Annotated in this window: 30 protein-coding genes; 6 read left to right on the top strand and 24 right to left on the bottom strand. The window is 65.5% G+C overall.

Annotated features, from left to right (window positions below):
• Positions 1-24: 24 nt before the first annotated feature.
• Positions 25-651, bottom strand: a complete 627-nt coding sequence (locus G7Y50_RS06620) for a 4Fe-4S dicluster domain-containing protein (RefSeq protein ID WP_165055451.1) — start codon at positions 649-651, stop codon at positions 25-27.
• On the bottom strand, positions 651-3,212 hold the full coding sequence (locus tag G7Y50_RS06615; protein ID WP_165055448.1) for a molybdopterin-dependent oxidoreductase: 2,562 nt from the start codon (positions 3,210-3,212) through the stop codon (positions 651-653). Before G7Y50_RS06615 ends, G7Y50_RS06620 begins: the two co-directional genes overlap by 1 nt.
• 173 nt (positions 3,213-3,385) lie before the next feature.
• On the opposite strand from G7Y50_RS06615, the gene G7Y50_RS06610 reads away from it, so the two are divergent.
• The gene (locus G7Y50_RS06610; protein ID WP_165055444.1) at positions 3,386-3,949 is read left to right on the top strand and encodes a TetR/AcrR family transcriptional regulator; all 564 of its coding nucleotides are present in this window, start codon (positions 3,386-3,388) and stop codon (positions 3,947-3,949) included.
• A gap of 320 nt (positions 3,950-4,269) precedes the next feature.
• On the opposite strand, the gene G7Y50_RS06605 is transcribed toward G7Y50_RS06610, so the two are convergent.
• From G7Y50_RS06605 to G7Y50_RS06580, 6 genes are all read right to left on the bottom strand, one after another.
• Positions 4,270-4,503 carry a hypothetical protein gene (locus G7Y50_RS06605; RefSeq protein ID WP_165055441.1) on the bottom strand — a complete coding sequence of 78 codons (234 nt, stop codon included), beginning with the start codon at positions 4,501-4,503 and terminating at the stop codon, positions 4,270-4,272.
• A 633-nt stretch (positions 4,504-5,136) separates the two neighbouring features.
• Positions 5,137-7,491: a ferrous iron transporter B gene (locus G7Y50_RS06600; protein WP_165055439.1), complete on the bottom strand. Its 2,355-nt coding sequence runs from the start codon at positions 7,489-7,491 to the stop codon at positions 5,137-5,139.
• Positions 7,492-7,730: 239 nt separating this feature from the next.
• Positions 7,731-7,964 carry a FeoA family protein gene (locus tag G7Y50_RS06595; protein ID WP_165055437.1) on the bottom strand — a complete coding sequence of 78 codons (234 nt, stop codon included), beginning with the start codon at positions 7,962-7,964 and terminating at the stop codon, positions 7,731-7,733.
• Positions 7,965-8,195: 231 nt separating this feature from the next.
• Positions 8,196-8,465 (bottom strand): FeoA family protein, encoded by a 270-nt coding sequence (locus G7Y50_RS06590; protein WP_241156521.1) that lies wholly within the window; start codon positions 8,463-8,465, stop codon positions 8,196-8,198.
• Between the two features lie 237 nt (positions 8,466-8,702).
• Positions 8,703-9,002, bottom strand: coding sequence for a HigA family addiction module antitoxin (locus G7Y50_RS06585; RefSeq protein WP_165055571.1), 300 nt, complete (start codon positions 9,000-9,002; stop codon positions 8,703-8,705).
• A gap of 10 nt (positions 9,003-9,012) precedes the next feature.
• The gene (locus tag G7Y50_RS06580) at positions 9,013-9,294 is read right to left on the bottom strand and encodes a type II toxin-antitoxin system RelE/ParE family toxin (RefSeq protein ID WP_165055574.1); all 282 of its coding nucleotides are present in this window, start codon (positions 9,292-9,294) and stop codon (positions 9,013-9,015) included.
• Positions 9,295-9,464: 170 nt separating this feature from the next.
• Here G7Y50_RS06580 and thrC point away from each other — a divergent pair, with 170 nt between their 5' ends.
• Together thrC and G7Y50_RS06570 are read left to right on the top strand one after the other, a co-directional pair.
• A complete protein-coding gene (gene thrC, locus G7Y50_RS06575) occupies positions 9,465-11,039 on the top strand; it encodes a threonine synthase (protein WP_165055435.1) in 1,575 nt (524 codons plus the stop codon).
• A gap of 82 nt (positions 11,040-11,121) precedes the next feature.
• Positions 11,122-11,466 (top strand): winged helix-turn-helix domain-containing protein, encoded by a 345-nt coding sequence (locus G7Y50_RS06570; RefSeq protein WP_165055432.1) that lies wholly within the window; start codon positions 11,122-11,124, stop codon positions 11,464-11,466.
• On the opposite strand, the gene G7Y50_RS06565 is transcribed toward G7Y50_RS06570, so the two are convergent.
• The 13 genes from G7Y50_RS06565 to cpaB are packed head-to-tail and all read right to left on the bottom strand — an operon-like array spanning position 11,459 to position 21,787.
• Positions 11,459-11,779, bottom strand: a complete 321-nt coding sequence (locus G7Y50_RS06565; RefSeq protein ID WP_165055429.1) for a hypothetical protein — start codon at positions 11,777-11,779, stop codon at positions 11,459-11,461. The two genes, G7Y50_RS06570 and G7Y50_RS06565, sit on opposite strands and share 8 nt — an antisense overlap.
• Positions 11,776-12,138 (bottom strand): DUF192 domain-containing protein, encoded by a 363-nt coding sequence (locus G7Y50_RS06560; RefSeq protein ID WP_165055426.1) that lies wholly within the window; start codon positions 12,136-12,138, stop codon positions 11,776-11,778. Before G7Y50_RS06560 ends, G7Y50_RS06565 begins: the two co-directional genes overlap by 4 nt.
• A complete protein-coding gene (locus G7Y50_RS06555) occupies positions 12,135-12,737 on the bottom strand; it encodes a hypothetical protein (RefSeq protein WP_165056994.1) in 603 nt (200 codons plus the stop codon). Before G7Y50_RS06555 ends, G7Y50_RS06560 begins: the two co-directional genes overlap by 4 nt.
• Positions 12,738-12,765: 28 nt before the next feature.
• Positions 12,766-13,206, bottom strand: coding sequence for a hypothetical protein (locus tag G7Y50_RS12200; RefSeq protein ID WP_304518489.1), 441 nt, complete (start codon positions 13,204-13,206; stop codon positions 12,766-12,768).
• Entirely contained in the window at positions 13,203-15,344 is a 2,142-nt protein-coding gene (locus G7Y50_RS06545; RefSeq protein ID WP_165055419.1) for a TadE/TadG family type IV pilus assembly protein, read from the bottom strand. The genes G7Y50_RS12200 and G7Y50_RS06545 overlap by 4 nt, the downstream gene beginning before the upstream one ends.
• Positions 15,341-15,874, bottom strand: a complete 534-nt coding sequence (locus tag G7Y50_RS06540) for a TadE/TadG family type IV pilus assembly protein (RefSeq protein ID WP_241156518.1) — start codon at positions 15,872-15,874, stop codon at positions 15,341-15,343. The genes G7Y50_RS06545 and G7Y50_RS06540 overlap by 4 nt, the downstream gene beginning before the upstream one ends.
• A gap of 20 nt (positions 15,875-15,894) precedes the next feature.
• On the bottom strand, positions 15,895-16,086 hold the full coding sequence (locus G7Y50_RS06535; protein WP_165055415.1) for a hypothetical protein: 192 nt from the start codon (positions 16,084-16,086) through the stop codon (positions 15,895-15,897).
• A complete protein-coding gene (locus G7Y50_RS06530; RefSeq protein WP_241156517.1) occupies positions 16,083-16,349 on the bottom strand; it encodes a hypothetical protein in 267 nt (88 codons plus the stop codon). Before G7Y50_RS06530 ends, G7Y50_RS06535 begins: the two co-directional genes overlap by 4 nt.
• A gap of 18 nt (positions 16,350-16,367) precedes the next feature.
• Entirely contained in the window at positions 16,368-17,327 is a 960-nt protein-coding gene (locus G7Y50_RS06525) for a type II secretion system F family protein (RefSeq protein ID WP_241159500.1), read from the bottom strand.
• Positions 17,327-18,295, bottom strand: a complete 969-nt coding sequence (locus G7Y50_RS06520; RefSeq protein ID WP_206214793.1) for a type II secretion system F family protein — start codon at positions 18,293-18,295, stop codon at positions 17,327-17,329. Before G7Y50_RS06520 ends, G7Y50_RS06525 begins: the two co-directional genes overlap by 1 nt.
• On the bottom strand, positions 18,268-19,602 hold the full coding sequence (locus G7Y50_RS06515) for a CpaF family protein (RefSeq protein WP_165055412.1): 1,335 nt from the start codon (positions 19,600-19,602) through the stop codon (positions 18,268-18,270). The genes G7Y50_RS06520 and G7Y50_RS06515 overlap by 28 nt, the downstream gene beginning before the upstream one ends.
• Positions 19,599-21,107 (bottom strand): chromosome partitioning protein ParA, encoded by a 1,509-nt coding sequence (locus G7Y50_RS06510; protein WP_165055408.1) that lies wholly within the window; start codon positions 21,105-21,107, stop codon positions 19,599-19,601. The genes G7Y50_RS06515 and G7Y50_RS06510 overlap by 4 nt, the downstream gene beginning before the upstream one ends.
• Entirely contained in the window at positions 21,107-21,787 is a 681-nt protein-coding gene (gene cpaB, locus G7Y50_RS06505) for a Flp pilus assembly protein CpaB (RefSeq protein ID WP_165055406.1), read from the bottom strand. Before cpaB ends, G7Y50_RS06510 begins: the two co-directional genes overlap by 1 nt.
• A 561-nt stretch (positions 21,788-22,348) precedes the next feature.
• Between cpaB and G7Y50_RS06500 the strand changes: the two genes are divergently transcribed.
• Together G7Y50_RS06500 and thpR are read left to right on the top strand one after the other, a co-directional pair.
• Complete coding sequence (locus G7Y50_RS06500) at positions 22,349-22,711, top strand: arsenate reductase family protein (RefSeq protein ID WP_165055404.1); 363 nt, start codon at positions 22,349-22,351, stop codon at positions 22,709-22,711.
• A 43-nt stretch (positions 22,712-22,754) separates the two neighbouring features.
• A complete protein-coding gene (thpR, locus tag G7Y50_RS06495; protein ID WP_165055402.1) occupies positions 22,755-23,279 on the top strand; it encodes an RNA 2',3'-cyclic phosphodiesterase in 525 nt (174 codons plus the stop codon).
• Between the two features lie 50 nt (positions 23,280-23,329).
• Here thpR and G7Y50_RS06490 read toward each other — a convergent pair whose 3' ends face one another.
• Both G7Y50_RS06490 and G7Y50_RS06485 read right to left on the bottom strand, forming a co-directional pair.
• Positions 23,330-23,713, bottom strand: coding sequence for a hypothetical protein (locus G7Y50_RS06490; RefSeq protein WP_165055400.1), 384 nt, complete (start codon positions 23,711-23,713; stop codon positions 23,330-23,332).
• Positions 23,703-24,068, bottom strand: coding sequence for a hypothetical protein (locus tag G7Y50_RS06485; protein ID WP_165055397.1), 366 nt, complete (start codon positions 24,066-24,068; stop codon positions 23,703-23,705). The genes G7Y50_RS06490 and G7Y50_RS06485 overlap by 11 nt, the downstream gene beginning before the upstream one ends.
• A 419-nt stretch (positions 24,069-24,487) precedes the next feature.
• Here G7Y50_RS06485 and G7Y50_RS06480 point away from each other — a divergent pair, with 419 nt between their 5' ends.
• Positions 24,488-25,705 carry a PD-(D/E)XK nuclease family protein gene (locus tag G7Y50_RS06480; RefSeq protein WP_165056992.1) on the top strand — a complete coding sequence of 406 codons (1,218 nt, stop codon included), beginning with the start codon at positions 24,488-24,490 and terminating at the stop codon, positions 25,703-25,705.
• A 183-nt stretch (positions 25,706-25,888) separates the two neighbouring features.
• Here G7Y50_RS06480 and G7Y50_RS06475 read toward each other — a convergent pair whose 3' ends face one another.
• Positions 25,889-26,194: a hypothetical protein gene (locus G7Y50_RS06475; RefSeq protein ID WP_165055393.1), complete on the bottom strand. Its 306-nt coding sequence runs from the start codon at positions 26,192-26,194 to the stop codon at positions 25,889-25,891.
• Positions 26,195-26,620 lie beyond the last annotated feature (426 nt).

Raw genomic sequence — 26,620 nt, 5'->3', positions numbered from 1 at the left:
TCAGTGCGATGCTTTCCCTGACGCCTAATCGAGATAGTAGACCGAAGGCCTCGTGCCTTCTTCGGGCAAAAGCTGATGGTAGCTGCGCTTCGCAATGAGCCGGCTCACTTCCGAATCAGGGTCGTCGAAGTCGCCGAAGTAGCGAATTCGCGCAGGGCAGACCTCGATGCAGGCGGGCTGCTCCCCTTTTGCGAGCCGGTGCCAGCACATGGTGCACTTCTCCACCGTGTGCTTCTGATGGGCCGGCACCTCCGGGTCGCCAACCGGGAAGTCGACGGCGTACTTCGGCTCGTCCCAGTTGAAGGAGCGCACGCCGGTGAAGGGGCAGGCGGCCATGCACATACGGCAGCCGATGCACTTGTCGTAATCCTGGCGCACCGCGCCGGTCTCCGCGTCCTTGTAGGTGGCGCCGACGGGGCAGACGCGAATGCAGGCCGGGTTCTCGCAGTGCTGACACATGACGGGCATGTTGCCCATGGTCAGGTTCTCGCCGAAGGTTCCGGCCGGGGTGTTGGGATTGTCCCCGCCGATGGTGAAAATGCGGTTCCACCAATTGTTATTCGGCAGATTGTTCTCGATCTTGCATGCTACCGCGCACGCATGGCAGCCGATGCAGTTCTTGCTGTCAATCACGTATCCGTAATGGGCCATTACTTCTCACTCCCTTCGTCCCACGGGCGAATCTCGCACACCGTGTCCATGAAGCTCGTTGCTGCACCGAACACATCAAAGTCGTTGGGGATGATCTCCGACCAGTTCCCAGCCTTGAACTGACTGGCATGCCATCCCTTCGGATACACCAAGGTTCCAGGGCGGATGGCGTCTGAATAATGGGCTCTGGCCACCACATGACCGAGGTCGTTGTAGCACTCCACATAGGTGCGGTCTTCAATGCCGCGTTCTTGGGCATCGGCGGGATTGATGCGAACGATCGGCTCCGGATCAAGTTCGTTCAGCGCGGGCACGCTATGCCACTGGGAATGAACGCGGAAGCGGGCGCGCTCGCTCATGCAGACAAGCGGGTACTTCGCATGCTCTTCGTTCTCGTGCCAGGCGTGCAGGGGCGGGAACCAATGGGGAAGATGCTCCAAGGCAATGTCTTCCTCAGTTGGCGTAAGCTGCGTCGGGAAGCGAACCTGCGGATCCTCCACGTAGAACTCAAGGCGACCGTGAGGAGTGAGGAACTGGCCGTCCTTGAAGGCGATGTACACGTCATCGGGCTCCCAGCGCACCTCCTTCTTCTCTTTCAGTTCGTCATAGGTAGCGCCCAGCGCCTTCGCCTTCTCGTTGTTTTCTCCGAACTGCATTTTCAGAGCTTCGCTGGCATCGGCTGGGAAGTAATCCCCTAATCCGAATCGATCGGCGATAAGCTTTACGATCTCGACATCCGACTTTGATTCATACAATGGATCGATCGCCTTCTCATTGAATGAGATGGTGACGTTCTCGCCGATTTGGGTTATCTCCTCGGTCTCGAACCATTGGCATACCGGCAGCACCAAGTCAGCGTAATTGGTCGTATCGGTCATCATGGGATCGGCAACCACGATGTAATCGATGGCGTCGAAAGTCTTTTTCAGCAAATTGGTATCAGTAGAGCAGTTGAGCGGGTTGCCCGTGGCAATAAAGAGCATCTTGATGGGACGGTCTTCGCCAAGGTATTTCCCTGATGCAACAACCTCGGGGAGATACACATCGACGATCATAGGTGCCGTGCCGATGCCGGCGCCAACGGCAAATGCCATGTCAGCCACGTTGGCCAAGGTCCAGAACGCCCCGAACGAAGCGCCGGGCTTACCAAGATTACCCGTGAGCGCGCTCATGGTGATTCCCGCATGAGTGCTCTGAACGCCGTTGACGAATGCTTGAGCGCCGTAGCCAACATAGTGGGTCACCGGCCCGTCCAGGCAAATGTCGGTAAGCTCCAAGAACGTTTCCACGGGAATGTCCGCGATCTCTGCGACCTTCTCGGGCGTCATGCCTGCGACGCTGTCCCTGAGAAGCGTGAGCGCAGAAGTGCACTTCGTGCCGGCGGCCTGCGTTGCTCCGTAGAGATCCGGGGCGCTGCTCTGGTTGGCCGGCATCAGCGCGCCCTTTTCCATGACCACGGGCTGATCGTCATAGGCCATGGCCTCAAGTGTGCTCTGATAGGCCATTCCCGCGATGATCTCGCCCTGGCCCGCCGCAGCCTGCATGGCCTGGAGGGCCGCCTGCTGCGCGGCGGCCTCTTGCGCGGCCTTAGCGGCAGCGGCCTCTTCGTTCACCTCGGACCAGCGAAGGAATTTCCCCGTATCTTCTCGAACCAAAAACGGACCGACCGTATGCTGGCCCACGAATTCGACGTCAACCGCGTCGCGCTCGAAAATCTGGTTCATAACGCCAAGGTAAACGGCAGGATCGGTGCCAGGGCGCGTGGAAATCCACTTATCGGCCTTAGACGCCAGCTGGGTAAACGTGGGATCGACAACCACGAGCTTTACGCCGTTCGCCATGGCCTCTTTAATGAAATGCCACTGCTGAACCTGAGCATCCGTCACATTGGCACCCCAGGCGACAATGGTCTTGGAGTTAACCAGATCAGTGCGCTCGTTGGCATACCAGCCCTGCACGGTTCCCGTCGTTCTCGACATGGCGTAAGCAGATGCCGCATCGTAGCTCGGTACGACGAAGGACAGATTCAGAGCCTGGGTGAGACGCGTGTAGATCATCGGAGACGCGCAGCCTTGGGTAGACCCCTGCTCGATTGCCACGGCCGTCGAGCCGTACTGCCCCATGTACTCTTGCATTTTGGAGACGATTTCCCCTATGGCCTCATCCCAGGAGATGCGCTCCCATTGGCCCTCGCCTCGCGCAGTGCCCTCAACGCGGCGCATGGGGTATTTGACGCGCTGATCGTTGTAGATGCGCTGCACATGCGAAAGGCCGCGCTGGCAGATTCTCGAATAGGCGGGGTTGTCGTAGGGGGCGCGCGACGTCTTCACGATGTTGCCGTCGCGCACATGAACGTTGAGGTGGCAAAAGCCGAAGCAGTTGGGGCGGCACACGCCCCGGAAGATCTGCTCGCCACCGGCCTCCGACTGACCGTCCGCATTGCCCTCGGCCAAAGCCAGCGTTCCGCCTGCAACAGAGGCAACCGATATCCCGGCGGCAACGGCGGCCGTGCTCTTCAGAAAGCCACGCCGAGTCAAGCTGCGCTTCTTCTCCTTGTCCACTTGAGCCCTCCTTCACTCTTGTTTCTGGACAAGATGTAATATAATTAGTTCCCTGTTCGGCTTTCCACTACATGCTTTCCTTCAGTTGGGAGTTACACTACATATTCGAGAAGAGTGTCATCGTACTCGCAGACATGTTGAAAGTTGTCGCTTCGGCAGGAAGGTAAAGCGCAATGAGCAAGAACCACGCAAGAAGAGAAGACGGCCGGTCTCGCATTACGCGATTGCTTATCAGGGAAACCCTCCTGGATATGGTGAAGACAAAGGCCGTGCACTCGATTACCGTCTCCGAGCTATGCCGCAATTGCGGCATAGGACGAAGCACGTTCTATGCTCACTACGATGTCCCCGAAGACGTTTTGGCAGAAATCGAAAACGAGATAATCGATGCGCTGATAGCAGACAGCGAAGCCTGCAAGGGCGACATTTACGAGCTCATGTTGCGCAATTGCCGCTTGTCGTTGGACTACAAGGACTACCTGGTAACCCTGGCACGCGATAGGTATCTTCGCTACAGCTTTGCCCGCAAGCTCCTGTACCTGACTTCCGATTACCCTAACTTCGAGTCCTTTCCCGAGAACCCCACCGAGCAAGAAAGCGCAGAGCGATTTGCCCTGTTGGCAATTGTCGAAGGATGCGCCGGCATCATGCATGATTGGCAAGAACGCGGCATGAGAGAGTCCCCCGAAGCTGTCGCACGAGCTGTTGCGGATTTTGTCAAGCGGGCAAGCGCGTAGCCGATCGCGCCAAGCTCGCCAAACGCAGCATTGCGAATAATTGCCGCGCGGAGGCGCGGAGGCAGGCTGCGGGAAGCCGAGGCGCGCAGGCCGAGGGTCGGCTTGCGCGCGCAGCCGCACGAGCAGGCCGAGGAGCGCACGCACCGCACGAGCAGGCCGAGGGGGCGCAGGCCGAGGAGCGCCCCCCGCACGAGCAGGCCGAGGGGGCGCAGGCCGAGATGCGCAGCCGCATGAGAAGCCCGAGATGCGCAGGCCGAGGCGCATGAGCTGAGAGTCGGCAGCAATCGCAGCCGCGAGGCGCACGCGCCGAGGGGTGCCCCCTACTCCTTCGGATCCTCGAGAGAGCGGCCCATGTCGGCGACCATCTTCTCGGCCGCTCCGCAGCCCCCGCGCGAGCAGCCCGAGCAGCCCGAGGCGCACACGCCGGCGTCGCCGCAGTGGTCGCCGCAGTCGCACAGGCCGCGGCGCGTGATGCGGCGAACGGCCCACACCGCCCACGCGGCCACGACCGCCAGCAGGGCGACGGTTCCCGGCGTCAAGACAAGCTCTTTCATGACAGGTCCTTTCACGCAACTTCATGCGAAACGCTTTGCGGGCGCATCCAGGCTCGTCCTCACGCGAACGTCCCACCCGCGCAGCATCACTCAAGGCGCGAAACGCTTTGCGCCGCGCCCGACCTGCGAGCATCCCGCAGGTTCCGCCCACCAAAGCATCTCACGACATCCGCCCGACGAGGCGCGCCCCCCGTGTCATCCCGAGCAGGGCGCCCCGCTGCGCCATCCTCCCGTGTCATCCCGAGCGGAGGCCCTGCTGAGCATCCCCCCATGTCATCCTGAGCGGAGCGCCCGCAGGGCGCGGAGTCGAAGGATCTGGCCGCAAGCGAATTGCGCATGCGGGCGCACCATGCTCGGGACCAGATCCTTCGACTCGCTTCGCTCGCTCAGGATGACACAGGGAGGGTGACTCTCTCGGGGTGGCGCGGGGCGCTTCGCTCGCTCAGGATGATAGGGAAGGGAGAGCTTCACCTGGTCAGGATGGGGCGCCCGGTCAGAACGGGGAGGGAGAACTTCGCCTGGTCAGGATGGGGCGCCTGGTCAGAACGGGGAGGGAGAGCCTCGCCTGGTCAGGATGACAGGAGAAGAACTCCCCCTGTTCGGGACGAGGCGGGCGCATCGCCCTTCGCAGCGTTAGGCGGCGTCGGACGCGGCTTTGAGGTCGCGCTTCGCGGGCTCGTCCTCGAATCGCGGCACCGGGCGGAACAGCTGGAACAGCAGGACAACGGCGACCGCGACGGCGACCACCGTGAAGACGCCGAAGCTCACTTCGCCCGTGGCCAGACCCACGAACTGGTAGATCATGAGGCCCACGCACCACGCGAAGCCGCACATATAGCCGATGGTCGCCCAGGTCCACTTCGCACTCATCATCTGGCGGCGGATGGTGCCGATGGCGGCGAAGCACGGCGCGCACAGCAGGTTGAAGGCGCAGAACGCCATGATCGCGGCGGACGACCCGCCGAGCATGGCCGCGAATCCCTCCCACAGAACCGGATCGGTCTCGCCAAGCTCGCCGAGCTGCGTGAGGATGCCCACCGTGGCGACCACGTTCTCCTTCGCCACCAGCCCGGTGATGGAGGTGACGGCGGACTCCCAGTTGCCGAAGCCCAGGGGCGCGAATACCCACGCAAGCAGGCTGCCCAGGCCCGCCATCAGGGAATTGTCCAGATAGCCTTCCATCTCGGCGTCAAGCAGGCCGAACGCGCCCTCGTAGATGCCGAAGTTCATGAGGAACCAGATGACGATGGTCGACAGGAAGATGATGGTCCCGGCTTTGACGATGTAGGACCGCACGCGCTCCCACGTGGCCAGAGCCACGCTCTTCACCGTGGGGAGGTGGTACTGCGGAAGCTCCATGATGAACGGGGCCACCTCGCCGGCGAAGCACTTGAGCTTCTTCAGCATGATGCAGGAGATGATGATGGCAGCCAGGCCGAGGAAGTAGAACAGAGGGGCCACCCACCAGGTCGCCTCGGAGTCGCCGCCCACGAGCGCGCCGAACACGAGCGCGATGATCGGCATCTTCGCGCCGCAGGGGATCATGGTGGTGGTCATGATGGTCATGCGGCGGTCCTTCTCGCTCTCGATGGTCTTGGTGGCCATGACCGCCGGCACGCCGCAGCCGCTCGCGATGAGCATGGGGATGAACGACTTGCCCGACAATCCGAAGCGGCGGAACACGCGGTCCATGACGAACGCCACGCGCGCCATGTAGCCGCAGGCCTCGAGGAACGACAGCATGAGGAACAGCAGAATCATCTGCGGGACGAAGCCGAGCACGGCGCCGACGCCGGCGACGATGCCGTCGACGATGAGGCTCTGCAGCCAGTCGGCACAGCCGATGGCCTCAAGCGCATCGGACACCACCGGCGTGAGACCCGGGTGCCACAGGCCAAACTCGGCCGGATCGGGCTCCTCCTCCGCGAGGGCCTCGAGGGACGCCTCGCTCGCGCCCGCCTCCTCAGCCGCGGCGACTTCCTCCTCCCACGCGCCGACGGCCTCGTCGTAGGCCTCGGTGTTCGTGTAGAGCCAACCGTCGCCGAACAGGCCGTCGTTGGCCCAGTCGGTCACCACGCCGCCGCCAACTGAGACGGCCACGAAGTACACGCAGAACATGATCGCGATGAAGAGGGGGATGCCGAGGATGCGGTTGGTGACCACGCGGTCGATCTTCTCGGTAGTGGTCATGCCTTTCGCGGACTTCCTCACACAGGCGGCGCACACCTCGGTGATCGCGTCGTAACGCTCGTTGGTGATGACGGACTCGGCGTCGTCGTCCTCGGCGTCCTCCACCGCCGTGCGGACGGCCTCGACCTTGGCCAGGTCAGACGCGGGAAGCTTGAGCGCGTCGATGGTGAGCTGCTCGCCTTCGAGCAGCTTGACGGCGAACCAGCGCGCGCTTTCGGGCTTCACGCGCGTGCCGAGGATGTCGATGATCTTGCCGAGCGCCTCCTCCACGTCGTCGGAGAAGCGCAGGGCCGATGCGGCGGGCGCGCCCTTCTTCGCGGCACCCACGGCGGCCTTGACCACGTCGGCGGTGCCGCGGCCCTTGAGGGCGGAGGTCTCCACGATGGGGCAGCCGAGCGCCTCGGAGAGCTTGGCCACGTCGATTCTGTCGCCGTTCTTCTCCACGAGGTCCATCATGTTGAGCGCGACGACCACCGGCAGGCCCAGGTTGATGATCTGGGTGGTGAGGTAGAGGTTGCGCTCGAGGTTGGTGGCGTCGACGAGGTTGATCACCACGTCGGGGTTGCCGCTCATGAGGTAGTCGCGCGTGACGATCTCCTCGGGGCTGTACGGGGACAGCGAGTAGACGCCCGGCAGGTCGGTGACGGTCACGTCCTTGTCGCGGTTGTACGTGCCTTCCTTCTTCTCAACGGTCACGCCGGGCCAGTTGCCAACGTACTGGTTGGCGCCGGTGAGGTCGTTGAACATGGTCGTCTTGCCGCAGTTGGGGTTGCCGGCAAGCGCAATGTTGATTCCCATGGTTCCCTTTCCTTCTTTGTTGACGCGATCTGGCGGCCGGGGTGCGAGCGATACGGCGCGAGCGTTGCGGACGGCGGGTGGTGCGGCGCGTGCGCGGGGCGCGGGCGCGGGGCGCGGGGCGCGGGCGGAGGGTCCTCTGCGCTGCGGTCGTTCGCAGCGGCGGCCAGAAAGTTAACGATTTCTAACTGCTAGGCTTAAAAATATGCGCCTCGCCAGCGCATACCCGTAGGGACTGCTCTCTAGAGCACCAGCACCTTCTCCGCCTCATCCTTGCGGAGCGAGAGTTCGAAGCCGCGCACTGTGACCTCGATCGGGTCGCCGAGGGGAGCCACCTTGCGCACGGAGACCTCGGTGCCCTTGGTGATGCCCATGTCCATGATGCGGCGCTTGACAGCTCCCTCGCCCGTCAGGCGCCGCACGACGGCGGAGTCACCCACGGCAACGTCGCGCAGGGTCTTGTCTTGCTGTGTCATCGTCCTTCCTTTCATGTAAACGACTGAGCGAGTCTGCTCTCTTTGGGGGAGTCGCACGCGAGCGCGACGGCCTAACGGCCGCGGCGCGAGCTGCGAACGCAGGATACGAACACGCGCCAAAGCCAGGCGCGCTTGCCAGCGCCGCAGCCCGAGGTCGCAGCCCGAGGCCGCGGCACGAGCGCATGCCGAGGCGAGCACATGCCAACGCAAGCACGCGCTGACGCAGACGCGCTAGCAGGTGATGATCTTCGACGCCACCGACTTGTCAAGCGCGACGCGTGCGCCTTTGACCTCGACGATCAGGTTGCCGGAGCTCCCGGAAACAACACGTACATCCGCACCTTCGACGAACCCGAGGTTCTCGAGGTGATGATGCACGTCGCCCTTTCCGCGAACCTTCACAACCCGCGCGCGGCTGCCCTCGTTCAGGAAGGTCAGCGGCATCTGCTGCATGCGCACCTTCGGCTCGGCCGGGGCAAAGGCGTGGTTCTCAACTGCCATAGCGTTTCGCATCTCAATTCCCATCAAAGTTAGCTCTATGTAACACAAGTATTCTAAAGCAAACTTTTTCAAAAAGAAACCCTTGGAAAACTTTTTTCGAAAAATGTCCGCCTTAGGTTACTTTCATGGGAATGAGCGCAGGAGCATAGGAACGGGAGCTGAGGAGCAGAGGCGGGCGGGCTCAGACACGCGCCCAATCGTCGCACGGCGCATGCTGGCAAACCCAGCCCTCTTTGGCTAAACCGCTCGCGAGCAGGGCACTATGCGCTCAAGCTCTGAGGACAGCTTGCGACGAGCCATCTCCAGGTCATAGGCCGCCTGCGCGCGAAGCCAATAGCCGTCCGACAGCCCGAAGAAGCGACAGAGGCGAAGGTCGGTGTCTGCCGTAATGCTGCGCCTCCCCAGGACAATCTGCCCGACCCTCTGCGCAGGCATGCCCGTTTCCTTGGCGAGGCGATACTGGCTGATGCCCAGAGGAACCAGAAACTCTTCTTTGAGAAGCTCCCCGGGAGTGACGGGGTCAAGCAAAGCAGCCATGTTCATCACCTCACGCATGGTAGTCGACGATCTCGACGTTTTCCGCCCCCGCCTCAGTCCACGCAAAGCAGATGCGATACTGGTCGTTGATGCGGATGCTGTACTGGCCCGCCCTGTCTCCCTTGAGCCTCTCGAGCATGTTGCCCGGAGGAACGCTCAGGTCCCACAGGCTGTTCGCAACCTCCAGCTGGCGCAGCTTCCTCAGCGCAACGCGCTCGAACCCTTCGAAGCGACGCACGCGCTTCAGCTCGGCAAGGCAACGCGTGTCCTTGTCCGCAAACGACACGATCATATAGTAACCTTTCGCGTTATTAACGTCAAGCGTTATCATTCCGGGGCAGCGCATGCCGCGCATTTGCTCGCCGCCCGTGGTTTTCGCGCCGAATCACGTGCCGAAATGCTTCTGACACATGCCCGCTCTAGTATACTGAGCCGCATGTACACCCCCGAAAGGTTGAATCCATGACGCAGAAAACTGACCGAGCCCGCGCGTTCGGGCAAAACCGCTATGTTGACACGCGCGGATGCTGCAATGAGCCCGTGCCGTTCACCCAGGCCGTCATCGACGGCCTGGCGGACGGCGGCGGGCTCTACGTCCCCCAGGAGCTCCCCTCCTTCACGGTTGACGAGATCGCAAGCCTCGCAAAGCTCCCCTATGCGCAGCGCGCCGCCGCCGTCTACCGGGCGTTCAACATCGACCTGCCCGACGAGAAGATCGACGAGCTCATGGCGCGTTCCTACGGCGACAACTTCGACACCGAGGACATCTGCCCCATCACCTCCCTCGACGAGAACACGCACGTGCTCGAGCTGTGGCACGGCCCCACGAGCGCGTTCAAGGACATGGCCCTGCAGTGCCTGCCGCAGTTCTTCTCGGCCAGCGCGCAGGCCTTGCGCGACCGCGGCGAGCTCGACCACGAGTTCTGCATCCTCGTCGCCACCTCGGGCGACACCGGCAAGGCGGCGCTCGAGGGCTTCAAGGACGCCGACGGCGTGCGCATCGGCGTGCTGTTCCCCGACGGCGGCGTGAGCGACATCCAGCGCAAGCAGATGGTCACCACCACCGGCGAAAACGTGCAGGTGTGGGCCGTGCGCGGCAACTTCGACGACTGTCAGACCGGTGTGAAGCGCGTGTTCTCCGACGGGGACTTCGCCGCCAAGCTGCTCGGTGAGCACAAGGTGGCCCTCTCGAGCGCGAACTCCATCAACTGGGGGCGCCTGCTCCCCCAGGTGGTCTACTACATCTCAAGCTACGCCGAGCTGGTGGCCGCGGGCAAGGTCAAGGCGGGCAGCCCCATCGACGTGTGCGTTCCCACGGGCAACTTCGGCAACATCCTGGCCGCGTGGTACGCCAAGCAGGTGGGCACGCCCATCGACACGCTCATGTGCGCCAGCAACGAGAACCGCGTGCTCGCCGACTTCATCAACACGGGCACCTATGACATATCCGACCGGACGTTCGTGCTCACCCCCTCCCCCTCCATGGACATCCTCGTCTCGTCGAACCTCGAGCGCCAGCTGTTCGAGCTCACCGGGCGCGACGCGCAGGCCATCGCCAGTTGGATGCGCGACCTCAACGAGAAGCGCTGCTTCCGCGTTGACGCCGACACCTTCGCCCGCGTGCGCGAGACGTTCGTGGCCGACTCCATCGACAACGCCACGTGCCTCGCCACCATCAAGCGCGTGCTCGACGAGCATGACTACCTGCTCGACCCGCACACCGCCGTGGCCTACGCCGTGGCCCAGAACGTGCGCGGCGAGAACCCCGTGCTCATCGCGAGCACAGCGCACTGGGCCAAGTTCGGCAACAACGTGTACCGCGCCCTGCACGCCCTCGACCCCGCGCAGGAGCTCCCCGCAGACGTGGCGGCCCTCACCGGCTGCGAGCTCAACGAGCTCATCGCGCAGGAGACGGGCAAGCACGACGTGCCCGCCGGGCTTGCGTCGCTCGACTCCATGCCCGCGCGCTTCTCCGAGGCCATCGACAACGACGTGGCGAGCATCGAAGCGGCCGCCGAGAACTTTTTGCGACGCTGAGCGCGAAAGCATGCGAAAATAGACGAAGCAGACCACCCGCCGCGCCATGCGGCGGGTTTGCGATAGACACGGAGGAACGCGCATGGACCAACTGACCAAGCTGGAAATGGGGATCAAGCTCTCCATCAAGAACCCGGGCTCCGAAAGCGAATCGGCCTTCGGCCGCGGCATAGCCAGCCTGTGCCTGGGCGTGCGCGAGCGCGGCTCGCTGAATGCCGCAGCCAAGAGCATGGGCATGGCCTACAGCAAGGCGTGGCGCATCATCAAGGACACCGAGGCCGCCCTGGGAATCCAGCTGCTCAACCGCGACGGCGCGCACGGCAGCGAGCTCACCGAGGAGGGGAACAAGCTCCTCGACTCCTACCTCGCCATCGAGGAGGCGCTGAGCACGCAGGCCCAGAGCCTCTTCGACGACATGGTCAGCTAACCGCGTCCTCCTGCAGCGGGACAGCTTGCGCACCCTCTCCCCCGAGCACCGGCTCGTAGGGAGGGACGAGCTCAACCGCCCACGTCTGACCGGGGTCGGAGCGGTTTCGCACCTCGAGCCGCACCGACCACGTGCGCAAGTCACCCCCTCTTTCGGCCTTCGGCTCTTCCGCAGGCCTCCCCGGATCGCCTCCCACCCCGTCGAGCTGGGCCTTCCTCTCCAGCTGCGGGTTGCTGCCGAAACGGTACATGCAGCCGTAGCACACGTCCATGTCGTCGAACAGCGTCGTCTTGCATACCGGGCACGTCTTCATGGCTCAACCTCCCTTTCCGCCAACTGCTTCTTCCCTCCGTCATCCGCCGCCTCGCCGCGCGCTCTTCGCGCGGCAATCTCAAGTACGTCCCCTGCCTCGAGCCACGGTCCCGCACGCGCGAACCGCTCCGCCACCGCCACGGCGCCCCGGCACGCGCACCACCGACGCGGCCCCACGTTGCGCCGCACCTCCACGACAACGCCCTCCCTCGACACGAAGGCCAGGTCGAGAGCATGCCGCATGCCGAAGGTATGCACGTCGCAGCAGGGAACGAGCACATAGACCACCTGGTCAGGCGCGCGGAAGAGCAGGCCTCGCACCCGCGCGCGCCACGTGGTCAGAAGCTCGACGCCCGTCATGCCGCCCGCTGAACGCGCACCACCACGCTCGTCCCCGCAGGCATCTGCGCGCATGACACCATCGCCCACCGACACGTCCCCTCCTCCTTCTCGAACGTCGCGACGCCTGCCACGCCGCTCTCGTACCCCTGCCATCCATGTTCTCGCAGGCGCGCAGCCACGTCCTCCAGGGCCTCCTGAGCACCGCAGCCCATCGAGAATCCCACCACCGTCCAACCGTCAGACGCCATCACGTCCTCCTCGTCTGCAAGCGGGAAGAGCTCGTCTGCGAACCAGCGTGGCGCCTCGCCCGCCGCAGCCAGCTCACCTGTGAGAACATCCTCTCCGGCCAGCATGCGCCCGGTGAGGTCCCGCACGTGCGCAGGTCCTGCCGCCGCGTCCGCCTCGGCGTGCGCGCTCTCTGCGGCCTCCCTCGCCAGCGCCTCGCCCGCCTGCAAGCCCGCTGCGGCAGCCTCTTTCGCCGGCGTCTCCGCCGCACGTGCGCCCGACGCGCTCGCATGGCCGATCGCCGCGCTACAGGCCAGCACGAGCGCCAACGCAGCCACCACGCCGACGGCCCTTCGCAGGCGACCCGTCTGAACGTCGAGGTCAGACGCCACGTCGGCCACCTCCTCTCCCACCGGGCCGCTAGAGCAGCATGCCCGGCTTGTACGTATCCACCACAAAGCGGTTCTCGTGCTCCAATGCAGGCAGGGCGACCCCGAGCACCTCGTCCTTCAATCCCAGGCCGAAGAGCGTCGGACGGTAGCGCATCTTGAGCGCGAACGCCGCATGCCCCTGCCAGTCGCGGCTCACCTCAACCGAGACCTCCCCGTTCTCGAGGTCGACCGCCTCCTCCACCATCGACTCCACGAGCGCCGCCGACTGGTCGACGTCCTGCCCGTATGCCGGGGACGTGGCGCAGAGGCGCACGGCGTTGCGCCCCACGCGGTCGAACTCAGCGCAGGTTGAGAAGAACGTGAGCGCGTTCACCGCAATGGCGGCCACCACGATCACCACTGGCAGCACCACCGCAAGCTCAACCGTCATCTGGCCGCGCTCGGAGCGCAGCAACGTCCGCCTGCTCATTCCCACGCCCTCGCTCCCGTAGCCGTCCCCACCGCCGAGCGCACCTTCTGTGCGCACATGGCGACGAACCCGCGCGCCTCGTCAGCCGCGAAAGACGGCAGCGTCAGCTTCACGGGGATGCGCACGCCTCCTACGGGAAGCTCGATCGAAGCCACCGTCACGCCGCCCTCGGCGCTCTCCAAAAGACCGAGCGCACCATCCTCCACGTCATCGACGAGCGCCGCGAACAAGTTTCCCGACCCGCTCGAGGTGGTCAGCGCGCGCCGCTCGACCTCCCTGAAGCGCACCGAGAAGGCATCGTCGCTCGCCCCCGTCACGCGCCCCGTGTTCACCAAGACGGGCTTCAGGGCGTCGAGCTTGACCGGCTCGAGGCCGCAGGCAGCCACCGCGTCGCGCAGCTTGCCCGACGCCCAGGCGCCAAGCCCGCTCGCGCTCGCGAGCGGCAACGACCCGAACGCGCGCTCGATCGCGCCTGAGAGCGCCTCCTGGCCCTGCGCGAACACGCTGAGCAGCCCCGACCAGCAGTCAAGCACCACGTGCACCGCACCTACGGCCGCGCCGCCTCCCTGCCCGAACCCGTCGAGCAGCGACGTGACGACCGTCGAGCCGTCGTGGCCCGCATCGGCCACGAGCGTCGCGCCCGACACCGCTGCGCGCGTGCCCAACGTGCGACCACCGCTCACGAATGAGCTCTCGAACCCCGCGTCGGCCGCCGACGCGTCAAGGTTCACCACCAGGGCAATCGCGCCTTTCGCCCCTGGCGGCGACGCCGCTATGCGCTGCGGACCCAGATCGGCCATGGCCTGCGCGCAGGCGTCGATGAGCCCGCCGGCCTTCTCCTTCACCTCCGCCGCCTTCGGCGCGAGCTCCTCCCGCGCCCGGGCGTAGTCCTCGGCGGCGCGCGCCACCGCCTCGTAGTGGTACTCGAACCCGTTGTCGATGGCCGTGGAGGCAGCCGCCACGTTCCCCAAACTCGAAGGCACGAACGCGCACAGCTCGCACGTCTGGTAGCCGCCCTCCTCCAAACTGCGGATCGACCCCGTGCCCACAGCGCCCGCGGCGTTCGGGCACCCCGGCCACGCGTGCATCGTCAGGACCCCGTCCCGGTCGGTCACCGGGTAGACCGCCTCGTCGTAAAGCGCCGTGCCTCGCAGCTCCTCGGTGTTACGGAACAGGTGCGGGAAGCGCGCCTCGAACGAATCGGGCGTCTCCACCACGTACCCTGTCGAGAGCTGCTCGGACGCGTAGGCGTAGAAGCGCTTGCGCAGCTCGGAGTTCGCCTGCTCGGCCACGCTTGGCGACGCGGGCTGCTCAGCCGCCAAGCGCGCCGGGTAGTACGCCTGCGCGCGCTTGAGCGCCACGGAGAACGACCAGGCGTCGACGCTACGGTAGAGAGGGTTCTCGTCGGCGGGAAGGTTCGCCAGATGGTCGGCGCGCTCGTACATGCAGTACGCAGGGCTCGCTCCGCAGTCGCGCTCGAACGCGCGCAGCTTGGCTTCGTTCGCCTGCTCAGCCGCCTGCTCGGCATGCTCAGCCGCCGCGCGGATGTCCTCCGCGCCATCGGAGACCGCCTTCCCCGCATCGGAGGCGGCTTGCGCGCCGGCGATGCTGATGGGCTTCCCCTCGAAGGGGACGAGCACCGCCGCCGCGAAGTAGCCCGCGGCGGAGCCTTGCGGGTTGTTCGCCGCCGCAACCGACGCCGCGTTCGCCGCCGCCAGAAACGGCAGCGCCCGCTGCAAGGCATTGAGCCCCGCCTCGGCCTTGCGTGCGAAAGAGTCGCGCGCCTCGGCCACCTTCGCCCCCAGCTCGACGAGCTGCCCGCCGATGCTCGCCCCTGCCGGCACGCACAGCGCGACCACGCCGAGCCCACATGCGCTCGCCGAGAGCAGCGTCATCGACAGCACGGCAGCGTCGCACATGCGCACGGCCACCATGAACTCCGCTACCTCGTTCTCGGCCGCCAGCACGGCGGCATCGGCCACCTCCTGGATCTCGGCGGAAGCCGTGTTTATCCGATACACCTGCGCTGACGAGAACACGAGGGACAGCGTCACCAGAAGGGCCACCGCCATGCCCACCGTGGTGACGCCGCGCTCGTCGCGAAACAGCGACAGGCGGACGCATCTCCCTGCCCTCATTGCCATGCTCCTATCCATTCCGCTGGGTCAAGCCCGCTCGCACCGTCGGCCACCCACGCAGGCTGAGCGGTCTGCTCGACGCGCACGCTCACCACCAGGTTCCCCCGCTCGTTCGTCATGCCGAGGAAGGCCGCGCCCGCGCCGATCAGGGGAAGCGGCTTCACCTCGGTGGATATGGACACGCCCACCCGCTCCGACGCCTCGTCGCCCTCAAGCCCTATCTTCCACGTGCATGCGCCTCCGTGCACGTGGAACAAGTCCTGCTCGGGCACTGCCCCCAGCCGCCGCCGGATGAAGTCCTCGTCCACACGTGCATCCCCCGCCGAAGTGGCGAGGAGGCGGCAGCCCTCCGCGGCCGCACCCTGCATCACGATGCGGTCGTACAGGATGATGCCCGGCTGCACGAGCAGCAGGACCAGTACCATGACCACCGGCAGCGCGAAGGCCGCCTCGACCGTGGCCTGCCCGCGCTCGCACCGAGCGAGGCGGCGCAGTCCGCGCATCGCCGCACACGTCACCGCACACGTCACCGCAACCTCCTCACGCCTTCTCAGTAGGCGAACACGTCCGCCATCCAGCCGACCGACATCTGCACGTGATGCGACGCCGCCGACAGCGCATGCTCGACGAGCACCCCTGCGTCGAGCACCTGATGAAGCGCTCCGAGCGCGACTACCACGCACAGAAGCGCCCCCAGCACGATGGCGTACTCCACCGTCGACTGCCCCCGCTCGTCGCTCACAAGCCGTTGATGCCATCGGCGATGGCGTTCCAGAGCTCTTCGAGTTTCGGCCGGAACAGCGTGATGGCGATGATCGCGATCACCACGAGCACCCCCACCAAGATGGCATACTCGGTCGTGCCCTGACCGCTCTCGCTCGCCAGCCTCGCCCGCGCACGGCACCATCCCGACGTCACGCGCGCTCCCATGCGCCCCCACGCGCTGCGCACCCACGCGCTGCGCACCCACGCAAAACCCCTCCGAACAGCCGCCATTCTTCCCATGACCCTCTCTCCTCTCCATCAGAACCCCTCTATCAGCTCGAGCAGCACCGGCCCGAGCACCATGATGAGCATGGCGGGCAGGATGAGCACGCCCGTCGGCACCATCATCTTCACGGGCGCCTTGGCAACCTGCTCCTGCCGGCGCGCCCGGTAGCTCACGCGCGCCTCGCGCGCCGCCGCCTCCAGGCTCTCAGCCATCGACGAGCCGAAGCGGAGCGAGCGCACCATGCCCTCGACCACGCGCCTGAGCAGCGGCGAGTCATATGAGCTCGCGACGTTGCGCAGCGCGTCGTCACGACGCGCCAAACCGCAGCTCCACTGTCGCTGCGCCAGACCGAACGCCTCGGCGAGCAGCGTGTCGAAATGCTCGACGTACAGCTCCACGCTGCGGTCGAACGAGAGCCCGCTGCGCATGCCGAGCGCCACCACGTCGAGCATCTCGGGCAAGTGCCGCTCCATCTCCTGCGCGCGACGGCGCGCGCGGCGCCCCACCGCGGCAGGCAGAAGGCGCCATCCCGCGATGCCGCCTGCGACGAAGAGCAGCGCCGCAAGCTCGCCCGAGAACACCAGCCCCACCGCCAAGCCCGCGCCCGCGCCCGCAAGCGCCAGGCGCACGCGCGCCTCGCCGAAGCCCTCGGGCGTCAGCTGCCCGTCGAGCCCCGCGACGCGCGCCTGCCTCAAAGCCCGCGGCGCACGCAACCAACGCGGGGGAATCAGGCGCCGCCCATGTCCCAGCGCGATCCGCCTCCCCAGGTCAACCGCGAGCGAGAGCGCGGCCCCGTCCAAAAGCCCCGCGTTGCCGCGCGCGTCCGCACCACGCGCTGACGCGCCCGCCGCGCCTCCCTCACGCACGGCGCGCACATGCCGCCGGCGGTGGCGCTCCTCTGCGTACGCGCCCCACAAGCTGAAGCCCGCGCCCGCCGCGCATGCCATGCCGACGCACGCCAACCCCGCCTGGCCAACTGCCGTCATCGCCATCACCCCGCCTCGACGCGCAGCATGCGCCGCACGATGAGCACGCCCGCCGCCTGCATCGCGAGCGCCACCCCGAGCAGGGCCACGCCGGCGAAGCTGCTGAAGAACGGCGCCAGAAAGTCGCTGCTCGCCAGCGAGAACAACGCCACCAGCACGAAGGGCATCAGCGTGACGATGCGCGCCGAGAGCTTCGCCTGGGCCGTCTGCACGCGCAGCGACCGCATGAGCTCGAGCTCGCCTTCGACCGACTCCCGCGCCGCCTCGAGCACCGGCGCCACGCTTCCGCCGCTCTGGTGCTGCACGTCGAGCGCCACGGCCACGAACGCCAGCTCGGGAACGCGATGCCCGTCGCGCAGCGCCTCGAGCGCCTCGGATGTCGGCGCGCCCATCTCAACTCGCCGCGCAGCCGCTGCGAACAAGTCGCCGAGCGGGCCTTTCACCTCATGGGACGTCTGCTGGAGCGTCTGCAGGAGCGAGAGCCCCGAGCGGAAGCACACGCCCATGCAGCGCAGCGCCTCCGGCACCTCCTCGCGCATGCCGAGCGCGCGTTTGTCCGCCGCCGAGCGCAGCGCCGCCACAGCGCCGCCCACCGCGCAGCATCCCACTGCAACGCCGCACACCGCCGAGCCCGACAGCGCCCACGCCGCCGCCGACGCACACGCGAGCACGCCGAGCCCCGAGGAGAGCAGCTCCTCGGCGCCCGCCACGTACCCCCGCGCGTCAGCCAGGGACGCCGCCCCCTTCACCACCTCGGCCGCCGTCGGCACCCGCAGAAGGCGCCGCGCCAACGGCCTCAGCGGCGCACACCCCTTGCACAGGACGAGGAATGCGCGCTCGCGACTGCTTGAGACAAGCGCGCTCGCGGAGAGCCGCCAGCGCAAAGCCGCGCGCCACGCCGCAGCTCCCGCCAAGCATCCCGCCGCCAGCGCGAGAAGCGCCGCCGTCACCGCCCAAAAGCTCGCTGCTCCCATACGTCCACCTCTTCTCGCGTCGCCACGCGGCGCTCCACGACCTCATCCAAGCAGGCCGGCCGGCGCAGCCACGCGCCTGCCTCCGCGTCGCTGAGCGCATCGCGCACGTACACGCGCTCGACCACGCAGCGCCGCCGTTCGCGGTCGAACCCCACCTCAGCCACCTGCGCCAAGAAGCGCGACCCGTCAGGTGCGCGCGCCACCTGCACCACATAGTCGAACGCGCCGCCGATCTGCGCCTCGATGGCGTCCACCGGCAGGTCGACCGCATAGCGGACCATCGTCACCATGCGGTCGACCACGTCCTCGGGCGAGTTCGCATGCAGCGTGGTGAGCGATCCCTCATGCCCCGTGAGCATGGCCTGCAGCATGTCGATCGCCTCGCCCGAGCGGCACTCCCCCACGATGATGCGGTCAGGGCGCATGCGCAGGGCGTTCACCACCAGATCACGTATGGTCACCTCGCCTTCGCCCTCGGCGTTGCGCGGGCGAGCCTCCAGGCGCACCACGTGCGGATGCTGCTCGAACTTCAACTCGGCGGAGTCCTCGATGGTTATCACGCGCTCCTCATGGGGAATCAGGCACGACAGCGCGTTGAGCAGCGTGGTCTTGCCGCTTCCCGTGCCGCCTGACACCACCACGTTCTTGCGGGCGCGCACGAGCCACCCCAAAAACGCCCGCAGGTCGGCGTCGAGCGAGCCGCGGCGCTCCATCTCCTCGAGCGTCATGACGCGGCGCGAGAAGGCGCGGATGGTGAGCACCGGCCCGTCGGGGGACACGGGCGGTATCACCGCGTTCACGCGATGCCCCTGCGCGAGGCGCGCGTCCACCATGGGCGACGCCTCGTCTATGCGCCGTCCCAAGGGCCCGATGATGCGGTCGATCAGCACGCGCACCTGCTCGTCGCTCTCAAACCTCACGGGGCTGCGCTCCAGCTTGCCGTCGCGCTCGAAGTACACGCTGCGTGAGCCGTTCACCATGATCTCGGTGACGCTCTCGTCGTCGATGAGCCCCTCCAAAGGACCCATGCCGAACACCACGTCGATGAGCTCGTCGGCCAGCCGGCTCTTCTGGGCGCCCGTGAGGTCGGCCCACTGGGGCTCGGCGAGCGCGCCGCGGCACGCCGTGCGCAGCTCGTTGCGCGCGCGTTCGGGGTTGCTCGCCATGATGACGGCGATGCTCTCGAGCGGCACGCGCTTCCGCACGTCGCGGCGCAGGTCCTCGACGCCGCGCCGGCGCGGCGAGGCGTCCCGCGCCCCGGCCGCATTGGCGCCCTCCACGCTGCGCACGCGCTCCGCGAGCGTCATGTCCCCACCTCCTCGACAGCGGAAGCACCTGCACGCGCGTCAGCCGGAATGCCCGCGAGCGCTCGCGCGGACGCAGGCGCCTCGTGTGCGCGCCGGCGCGACCGGCGCGAGAGCGTCCCGCCCCACTTCGCGCGCTGCCCGCGCGCCGCGCCCCGCGAGAGCCCCTGAGCCGCCGCGACCTCGGGAAGCAGCTCGTCGAGCAGGCGCTCGACGCTCGCGCAGAAGGGGTTCGCCGAGGCCACGAGCTCGGAAGGATACCCCGCACCCAGCAGTTCCTCGACAACGTGTCCGCCCTCCGCAAGCTCGGCCACGTGCGCCCCCTGCAGCGCGCAGGACACGTCGATCGAGGTGAAGGGCGCGCCCTTGCCGCAGCGGTTCAGCACGTAGGCGAACGAGCCCGTCGCGATGCCGCACCGCGCGCACAGCTCGAGCGCATGCTGGCACGCCCGTACCGACGAGGCGCGCTGGTCCACCAAAAACAGCGCGCACGAGCTCTGCTCCAGCAGCACCACGTGATAGTCAGCCCAGCTCGCACCCGTGTTCACCACGATGACGTCGAAGCTGCGCGCAAGCTTCCGCAGAAGCGCGGGCAGCTCGCGCGCCACCGCGTCGGCCTGCTCGAGCCGCTGCGGAGCGCCCACGAGCACCAGCTCCTCCTGTCCTTTGACGCCCAAGCGGACCTCGGCGCCGTCCTGCGCGATCAGCTCGTCAAGCGTGGCGGCAGGCTCGAGCCCCGTCAGGTGATGCAGGTCGCCGAACTGAAGGTCGCCGTCGAGCAGCAGCGTGCGCAGGCCGCGCTCGCACGCGAGGCAGGCAGCCAGCGTCGCCACCGAGCTCTTTCCCGCGCCGCCGCTGCCGCTCACCACCGTGAGCACGAACGCGCTGCGCTCGGCAGGGGCGCCTGCGAAAGCGGCGGGGACGGCGCTCTCCCCCGCGCCAGCTGCCGCTGCCAATCGCGGCGCGGCATCCGCGCCCGCCGCCATCTCCACCGCTGCCCCCGCGCTCGCCCCTGGCGCCGCAGCCTCCCCCGCCGCAGCCTCCACGCTTGCCCCCGGCGCTGCGGCCGCGCGAGCGTTCACCCCCGGCGTCACATCTGCCCCCGCCGCAGCCGCACGCTCCCCCGCACCCGCAGGCAAGCGCCGCGCATGCCTGCGCTTCTCGAGCGCGAAGCGCTGCGTGAGCGTCTGCCTGGTGAGCGTGCCCGTCACGCGCGCGGCCTGCGCGCGGCTCAAGACCGATCCCGATGCCTCGAAGAGCACCAGATACACAGCTTTCCCGGGATCGTCTTGCCTCATCGCCGCCGCCACGTTGATGCCTTCCATGTCGTCTGACGAGACGACCCACACCTCGTCGACGCCCTTCTCCTTGCACGCGAAGCGGCGCGCCTCCCCGGCACTCGCAAAGCACTCGAGCCAGGGAAGCGCCTCTACGCTCTCGCCGTCAAGCCCCATGAGCTCGGGATGCCGCAAGCTCTCCGAGTCAGCGCACAGCACGATCCGCCCCATCACGCCCCCTTTCCGCCGCCCTTGTCGGAGGATCCCCCATCAGGGGTCGCCGTGGGCAGCACGAAGTACAGCTCCAGGTTCTGGGCAGCCGATACCAGCTCCTCGACCGCAGAAGGGGGAACGGCCAGCGTCAGCCACGCCGTCGACCCCGATGAGAGTCCCGCCTCGGAGGCGCTCGTTGCGATGACGAGCGCGCCTGCGACCAGCTTCGACGTGGAAGTCGACCCCACCGCGTACACGTCAGCCCGCATGCCGGGCGCCAGCGCGCCGCCGACCGCCTGCACCTCGCGCGCCGGAACGCTCACCGCGGAGAGCCCGTCGGGCACCTCGATCGTGGAGCTTGCGGCCTCGAACCGCTTGCTCGATATCACCTCGCCCGCCAGGATGCTCGAGCCCACCTGCTTGCCGACCGCCTCGGCCTTGCTCGTCAACGCGCCCTCCGGGAGCAGCGCCGCCACCCACATCTTGGTCTCGACCGACGCATCGTCAAGCACCTCGCCCGCGGAGACGTCACGCCGCGCCACGCACACCTCAAGCTGGTCGCCGCCGTAGCGCGAAAGCGCCTCGGCGCGCGCGGCGCTGGCCTGCTCGTCCACCTGGGCCACGTACACGCCGACGCACGCCACGCAGCACAGGCCGCATATGAGCCCCGCCACCAACGATTTGTTTCTCCTCGCCATAAGCACCTGCCTTCTTCAGTCAAGCCCAGCGTAACGAGCCCGTCTGACAGATACATGGACGGAACCTGGCGAAACCCCCTGGAGGATCAGGCAGCGTTTCACCCTTCCGGATGCGAAGCGTCGTGCGCGCACGCCGCGCTTCGCCCCGGCAGGCCGACGTGTCCTGGCAGGAACGCCCGCCAAGGGCCGCGCCCATCCAACGCGAAGCCCCCGCTTCGTCGCCCCCGTCTGGCGCGAATCTCCCGCCCCTTCCCCTCATCCCGCGCACCCGTTAGGCACGCCCGCCCCTTCTCCTCTCCTTGACGTGGCCGGACTTGGAGAGAAGCACGGCGGCGGCACGGGCTTCGCAGTCACAGCGTTGCGCCATTCATCACCCGCGAGCATGCGCAAGTCCCTGCCTTTGCGCAGGCCGGCATGCGCCGACGAGATGTTTTTCGTCACGGAGACGCTTCTCGACTTCGCCGTCATTCGCTCTCTGGCATTATGATGTGCGTGTTCGACGGTGATGGACGGTGGTTGCAGGAAGCTGGCCTGCGAGAAGGCCCGCGGGAAGGGGAATCCATGTCAGTGCTCTTCATCGAGTATCCCAAGTGCTCGACGTGCAGGAAGGCCAAGAAGTGGCTTGAGGACAACGGGATCGCGTTCGAGGATCGCGATATCGTCGCGCAGAACCCGACGGCGGAGGAGCTGCGGGCTTGGCACGAGGCGTCCGGGCTGCCCATTCGCCGGTTCTTCAACACGTCGGGGATGCTCTACCGCGAGCAGGGCGTCAAGCAGAAGCTCGATGGCGGCATGACCGACGAAGATGCCTACGCGCTGCTGGCAGGCAACGGCATGCTGGTGAAGCGGCCTTTGCTGATCGTCGACGGCGTGCCGGCGACACCGGGCTTCAAGGAGGCCGACTGGAGGGCCGCGCTGGGCTAGCTCTCTTTGCTTCACGGTTTTTCACAGCTGAAAGGAGGGGCTTGTGCGGGCATTCATAGCGCTCGAACCGCCCGAGGCGTTCGTCGACGAGGTGGCAGGCATGGCGCGCGTGTTGAGCGCCGTTGTTGAAGGACGGTTCGTTCCGAGGAAAAATTACCACATAACCCTCGCCTTTCTCGGGGAAGTGGACGATGCAACCACGAGGCAGGCCATGGGCGTGCTCGACGAGACATGCGCAAGTGCGGCCCCGGCGCGCCTGACAGCCGACGGGCTGGGGAAGTTTGGGCGCGCCTCGGACGCCACCCTGTGGCTGGGCGTCGCCGAGGACGACGGGCTGATGGCGCTTGCGGCGTCGGTGCGCGAGAGCTTGGAGTCGCGCGGAATCCCGTTCGACTCCAAGCCCTTCAAGCCGCATATCACCCTGGCGCGCCGCGCGCGCATCCCGCGTGCGCCGCTTCCATCCGTCCCCTTTCCGGAGCCGGCCTTCGCTGCGAGAGCCACGCTCTTCAAGAGCGCCCTGGAACGGCAAGGCGTCGTCTACAAGCCGCTCTATGCGGTTGAGTGGTAAGGGCGAAAGGTGACGAAGGGGATCACACTGTCCCAAAGCAAGCGGGGCAGCTAGATACGCCCCGCGCTCATCCGACGATAGAAGTCCTCGGGGATCTTGCGGTGCCCGAACCCCTTAACCTCGATCCCCTCTTCTGAGGGACGGTAGATGACGCGGCAGTCGGCCTTCGCACCTTGAGCGACGCGGTGCTGGTAATGGTAGGAGAGCCACTGGTCGAGCTCGTGTTTCAGCGAGCTCGAGCTCACCTGCCCCCGCGCGAGAAAGGAGACGGCTTTGCAGGTGCTGGCTACGGCGGCCTTGAAGTCGCCTTCTTCGGGGAAGGCATAGGCAAGCAGGTAGACGTCCTCCACAAGGTGGTCGGCATCCATGGACAGCCCGTCCAAACCGGCAATGGCATCCACCGCCTCGAGGAGAATCTCTTCGCTAATCGCCATCGATGATCTCCGAAAGCTCTTGCCCGCGCTTGGCGAAGGCAGCACGGGCCGCCTGCTTCAGCTCGTTCCCGGTTTTCGGCCGCGCATCTTCGCGCGTCCTGAAAATCGCTGAGATCTGCGCGCGTTCGAGCTCCTCCTCCAGGAGGCTGTAGCGTTTGACGAGCGCCTGCATGTCCTTGTCGGAGACGAGCCATGCGGCAGTGTCGCCCCGGTCGGTTACTTCGATGATGCCCTCGTCGGGGAGGCGCTTGCGCCAGTCGGTACCCCGTGACAGCTCGGTGACGCTGATCCGCGAGTCGCGCGACACCCGACTGCTCACCCCGGCAGCCCTTTCTAAAAGCTCCATCGGTGCCATGACGCTCCCTTCATCGTTGTTTTCTTCGCAAATAATAGCACAGTTAAATACGTATTTGCATCTGGTGCAGAAAGCGGAACAAATGCCTTGGAGTGAGTGCAAATTGGCGATGCAGCATTCGAAAAAGTCCCGTTGAAACACCGGGTCAACATTGGTAGGTTAAATGAGCAGTGGTCATGGATCAGTGTCTTTATTGAACCCGGTCCACCCTTGGCGACAGGTAGGCAAGACTCCTCCAGAGCCAAACCAAATGAACGGAAGACGGCGCCATTGCGCCACGCCGGTGCCATTGCGCTTCCTTCGCCATGCAAATTCACAGGGCTACGACATCGTTTTGGTACAATGGCTCAACAGCTGCAAGAACCCCATCAGCATCGCAGATTGGCAGCTTGACTTACGTTCTGAAGATTGGGGACGCAATGAATGAGAAGCTACCTGCTTCCGAGGACGACGATACCCTTGCTCTAAAGGAGCTCCTTCTCGACATCGATTGCCTCAAGCCCCTTGACGAATGGGCCGACCAATTCAATCTCTTCGACGTTCTCGGCATTGCACGTGCAGAGATACGACACAGCAACGTTCTTGGTTGGCTCCTCGACCCCAACGACAACCATGGGCTTGGAGATGCAGTCATCCGGGGGTTTCTCACCCATATTGCCGCTGCCGGCAACGACAACGTAGACATCTTTGACGCCCTTCTCCTAGACTGCCACGATTTCACCGTACGACGCGAGTGGCGCAGTATCGACATCCTGGCCGTTTCTGCCAGCGAGCGCTATGTTATCTGCATCGAGAACAAGATAGGCGCAGGCGAGCACGACGATCAACTGAACCGATACCGCAGAATTGTCGAGTCGCAATACCCCCAGTGCCGGCGTGTCTTCATATACCTATCGCCTAACGGAGCTGACCCGAGCGATCCAGAGCACTGGTGCCCTATGAGCTACCGCGATGTCCTCGACATCATAGAGACAGCCAAGGCAAAGGCCCGGCTGTCTCCCGACGTGGAGCTTCTTATCGACAATTACATCGAGACAATCAGGAGGGGTGTCGTGGGAGACGAACGGCTCGAACGGATTTGCGCAGACATTTACGCTAAGCACCGCAGGGCGCTCGACCTCATCTACGAGCATCGCCCTGATAGGGCATCCTCGCTCGCAGCGATCATCCTCGCGTGGGCCGAGCAGCGCGACTCCGCAGGCCAGATCATCCTCGACAGGAGCAAGTGCAACAAGACCTATGCGCGATTCACAACGCAAGGCATGACGGCGGCCCTGCCCGCCACCAACGAGCCGAGCAGCGCTTGGGGTACCCGCAACCACTACTTCTACGAGGTCGTGAACAGCGAAGGCGAGAGCTTCAAGAGTTGGATCTGCCTGAACCGAAAAGGCTTAGATTCAGAGTTCATGAACCGCTTCGAATCGCTATTCAGGCATGCCGCTTCGCGTCCCAAGAGAACCAACTGGGCTTACCATGTGCCGTTCTCTACGGCTGACTGCGTTGTCGATGAGGAAATGCCCGAAGATGAGGTGTTCAGAGAACTCGACAAGCAGCTCGAAAAGCTCATGAGATTCGAGGCGAGAATCGCACCCCTCATCATTGAAGACGCTAAGCAGGAGGGTATATCTGCAAGATGACAAAGGGTCACGCCTAATGGCACGGAGCTCCTCACGACAGCATGGCCTGCGTTATTGCGCCATCTGGTGTGATTCTTCGTTACTCGGTGTTGCCTGTTGGGCATCCCAAACACAAAGAAAGCGCCGGAGGTAAGTGTATTACACACCGTTCGGGCGCTTTGCTAACTGTATGGTATCCGATTCCTACTTGATGTCAATCACTTCGGCGCGACGGTTCACAAAAAGCAGATGCCGCATGCTGTGCAGCACAGCCGCGCTCTTGCGCAGCTCGCGCTCCACCTGGGCGTCAGAGACCCTCTTCATCCGTCGCGAGTCGTAAACCACGCACTTCGCCTGATGCAGCGCCTTGCGCACGTTCTTGTCCACGGCGGATGCCTTGTCCGAGGTCGGCGCCTTGAGCTCCCACAACTCACCGTCGATGAGCACGTCGGCGGAGTGCACGCGCTTCTGCTCGCTACGCCGCACGAACTCCACGACGTAACCGACCATAGCCAGCGCCTCCGCCGTCTTCAACTCGTGAGGCCAGACGTTCGCTCCCGGTCCTATGATAACTTTGCCCTTGTGTTTGTTCACGGTGACCAGTATACAGGCTCTGTCCTTCCATTGAACTTGTGCTCTGGGATTGTCTGCAAATCCTAGGCCCGTTTTATTGCCCGATTCGATGTTTGCAGGTATGTCAGGGATATAGGCAGAAAAGTGTGTAAAGAGTTACCCTATCTTCCCAGTTCAAGCTAGATATACATGCCTCCGGAGTTGTTGCCGACCAACTTCCCTATAGGCAAGAAAGTGTGTAACAAAAGCACTTGACACCCCTGTTCGGGGACACTTTTTCGAGAAAAAAGTCAGTCCGGGTCGGGGGTGAGCGGTGTCTAGCCCAAAATGCGGCGTCTGCGGCGCCAAGATGATGAAGAACGG

Source organism: Adlercreutzia sp. ZJ176 (assembly GCF_011038975.1).
Taxonomy (GTDB): Bacteria; Actinomycetota; Coriobacteriia; order Coriobacteriales; family Eggerthellaceae; genus CAAEEV01.
Note: the sequence above shows the minus strand (reverse complement) of the source record. Positions and strands in the feature narration are given on the sequence as shown.

Coding starts and splice junctions, on each gene's coding strand:
- cpaB (WP_165055406.1), bottom strand. CDS start 21,787: ATGGCGAGGAGAAACAAATCGTTGGTGGCGGGGCTCATATGCGGCCTG.
- G7Y50_RS06580 (WP_165055574.1), bottom strand. CDS start 9,294: ATGATCGTGTCGTTTGCGGACAAGGACACGCGTTGCCTTGCCGAGCTG.
- G7Y50_RS06530 (WP_241156517.1), bottom strand. CDS start 16,349: ATGGGAAGAATGGCGGCTGTTCGGAGGGGTTTTGCGTGGGTGCGCAGC.
- G7Y50_RS06610 (WP_165055444.1), top strand. CDS start 3,386: ATGAGCAAGAACCACGCAAGAAGAGAAGACGGCCGGTCTCGCATTACG.
- G7Y50_RS06480 (WP_165056992.1), top strand. CDS start 24,488: ATGAATGAGAAGCTACCTGCTTCCGAGGACGACGATACCCTTGCTCTA.
- G7Y50_RS06490 (WP_165055400.1), bottom strand. CDS start 23,713: ATGGCGATTAGCGAAGAGATTCTCCTCGAGGCGGTGGATGCCATTGCC.
- G7Y50_RS06565 (WP_165055429.1), bottom strand. CDS start 11,779: ATGAAGACGTGCCCGGTATGCAAGACGACGCTGTTCGACGACATGGAC.
- G7Y50_RS06605 (WP_165055441.1), bottom strand. CDS start 4,503: ATGAAAGAGCTTGTCTTGACGCCGGGAACCGTCGCCCTGCTGGCGGTC.
- G7Y50_RS06485 (WP_165055397.1), bottom strand. CDS start 24,068: ATGGCACCGATGGAGCTTTTAGAAAGGGCTGCCGGGGTGAGCAGTCGG.
- G7Y50_RS06475 (WP_165055393.1), bottom strand. CDS start 26,194: ATGGTCGGTTACGTCGTGGAGTTCGTGCGGCGTAGCGAGCAGAAGCGC.
- G7Y50_RS06620 (WP_165055451.1), bottom strand. CDS start 651: ATGGCCCATTACGGATACGTGATTGACAGCAAGAACTGCATCGGCTGC.
- G7Y50_RS06595 (WP_165055437.1), bottom strand. CDS start 7,964: ATGACACAGCAAGACAAGACCCTGCGCGACGTTGCCGTGGGTGACTCC.
- G7Y50_RS06570 (WP_165055432.1), top strand. CDS start 11,122: ATGGACCAACTGACCAAGCTGGAAATGGGGATCAAGCTCTCCATCAAG.
- G7Y50_RS06590 (WP_241156521.1), bottom strand. CDS start 8,465: ATGGCAGTTGAGAACCACGCCTTTGCCCCGGCCGAGCCGAAGGTGCGC.
- G7Y50_RS06525 (WP_241159500.1), bottom strand. CDS start 17,327: ATGGCGATGACGGCAGTTGGCCAGGCGGGGTTGGCGTGCGTCGGCATG.
- G7Y50_RS06510 (WP_165055408.1), bottom strand. CDS start 21,107: ATGGGGCGGATCGTGCTGTGCGCTGACTCGGAGAGCTTGCGGCATCCC.
- G7Y50_RS06560 (WP_165055426.1), bottom strand. CDS start 12,138: ATGACGGGCGTCGAGCTTCTGACCACGTGGCGCGCGCGGGTGCGAGGC.
- G7Y50_RS06520 (WP_206214793.1), bottom strand. CDS start 18,295: ATGGGAGCAGCGAGCTTTTGGGCGGTGACGGCGGCGCTTCTCGCGCTG.
- G7Y50_RS06545 (WP_165055419.1), bottom strand. CDS start 15,344: ATGAGGGCAGGGAGATGCGTCCGCCTGTCGCTGTTTCGCGACGAGCGC.
- G7Y50_RS12200 (WP_304518489.1), bottom strand. CDS start 13,206: ATGAGCAGGCGGACGTTGCTGCGCTCCGAGCGCGGCCAGATGACGGTT.
- G7Y50_RS06600 (WP_165055439.1), bottom strand. CDS start 7,491: ATGGGAATCAACATTGCGCTTGCCGGCAACCCCAACTGCGGCAAGACG.
- G7Y50_RS06585 (WP_165055571.1), bottom strand. CDS start 9,002: ATGGCTGCTTTGCTTGACCCCGTCACTCCCGGGGAGCTTCTCAAAGAA.
- G7Y50_RS06515 (WP_165055412.1), bottom strand. CDS start 19,602: ATGACGCTCGCGGAGCGCGTGCGCAGCGTGGAGGGCGCCAATGCGGCC.
- G7Y50_RS06500 (WP_165055404.1), top strand. CDS start 22,349: ATGTCAGTGCTCTTCATCGAGTATCCCAAGTGCTCGACGTGCAGGAAG.
- thrC (WP_165055435.1), top strand. CDS start 9,465: ATGACGCAGAAAACTGACCGAGCCCGCGCGTTCGGGCAAAACCGCTAT.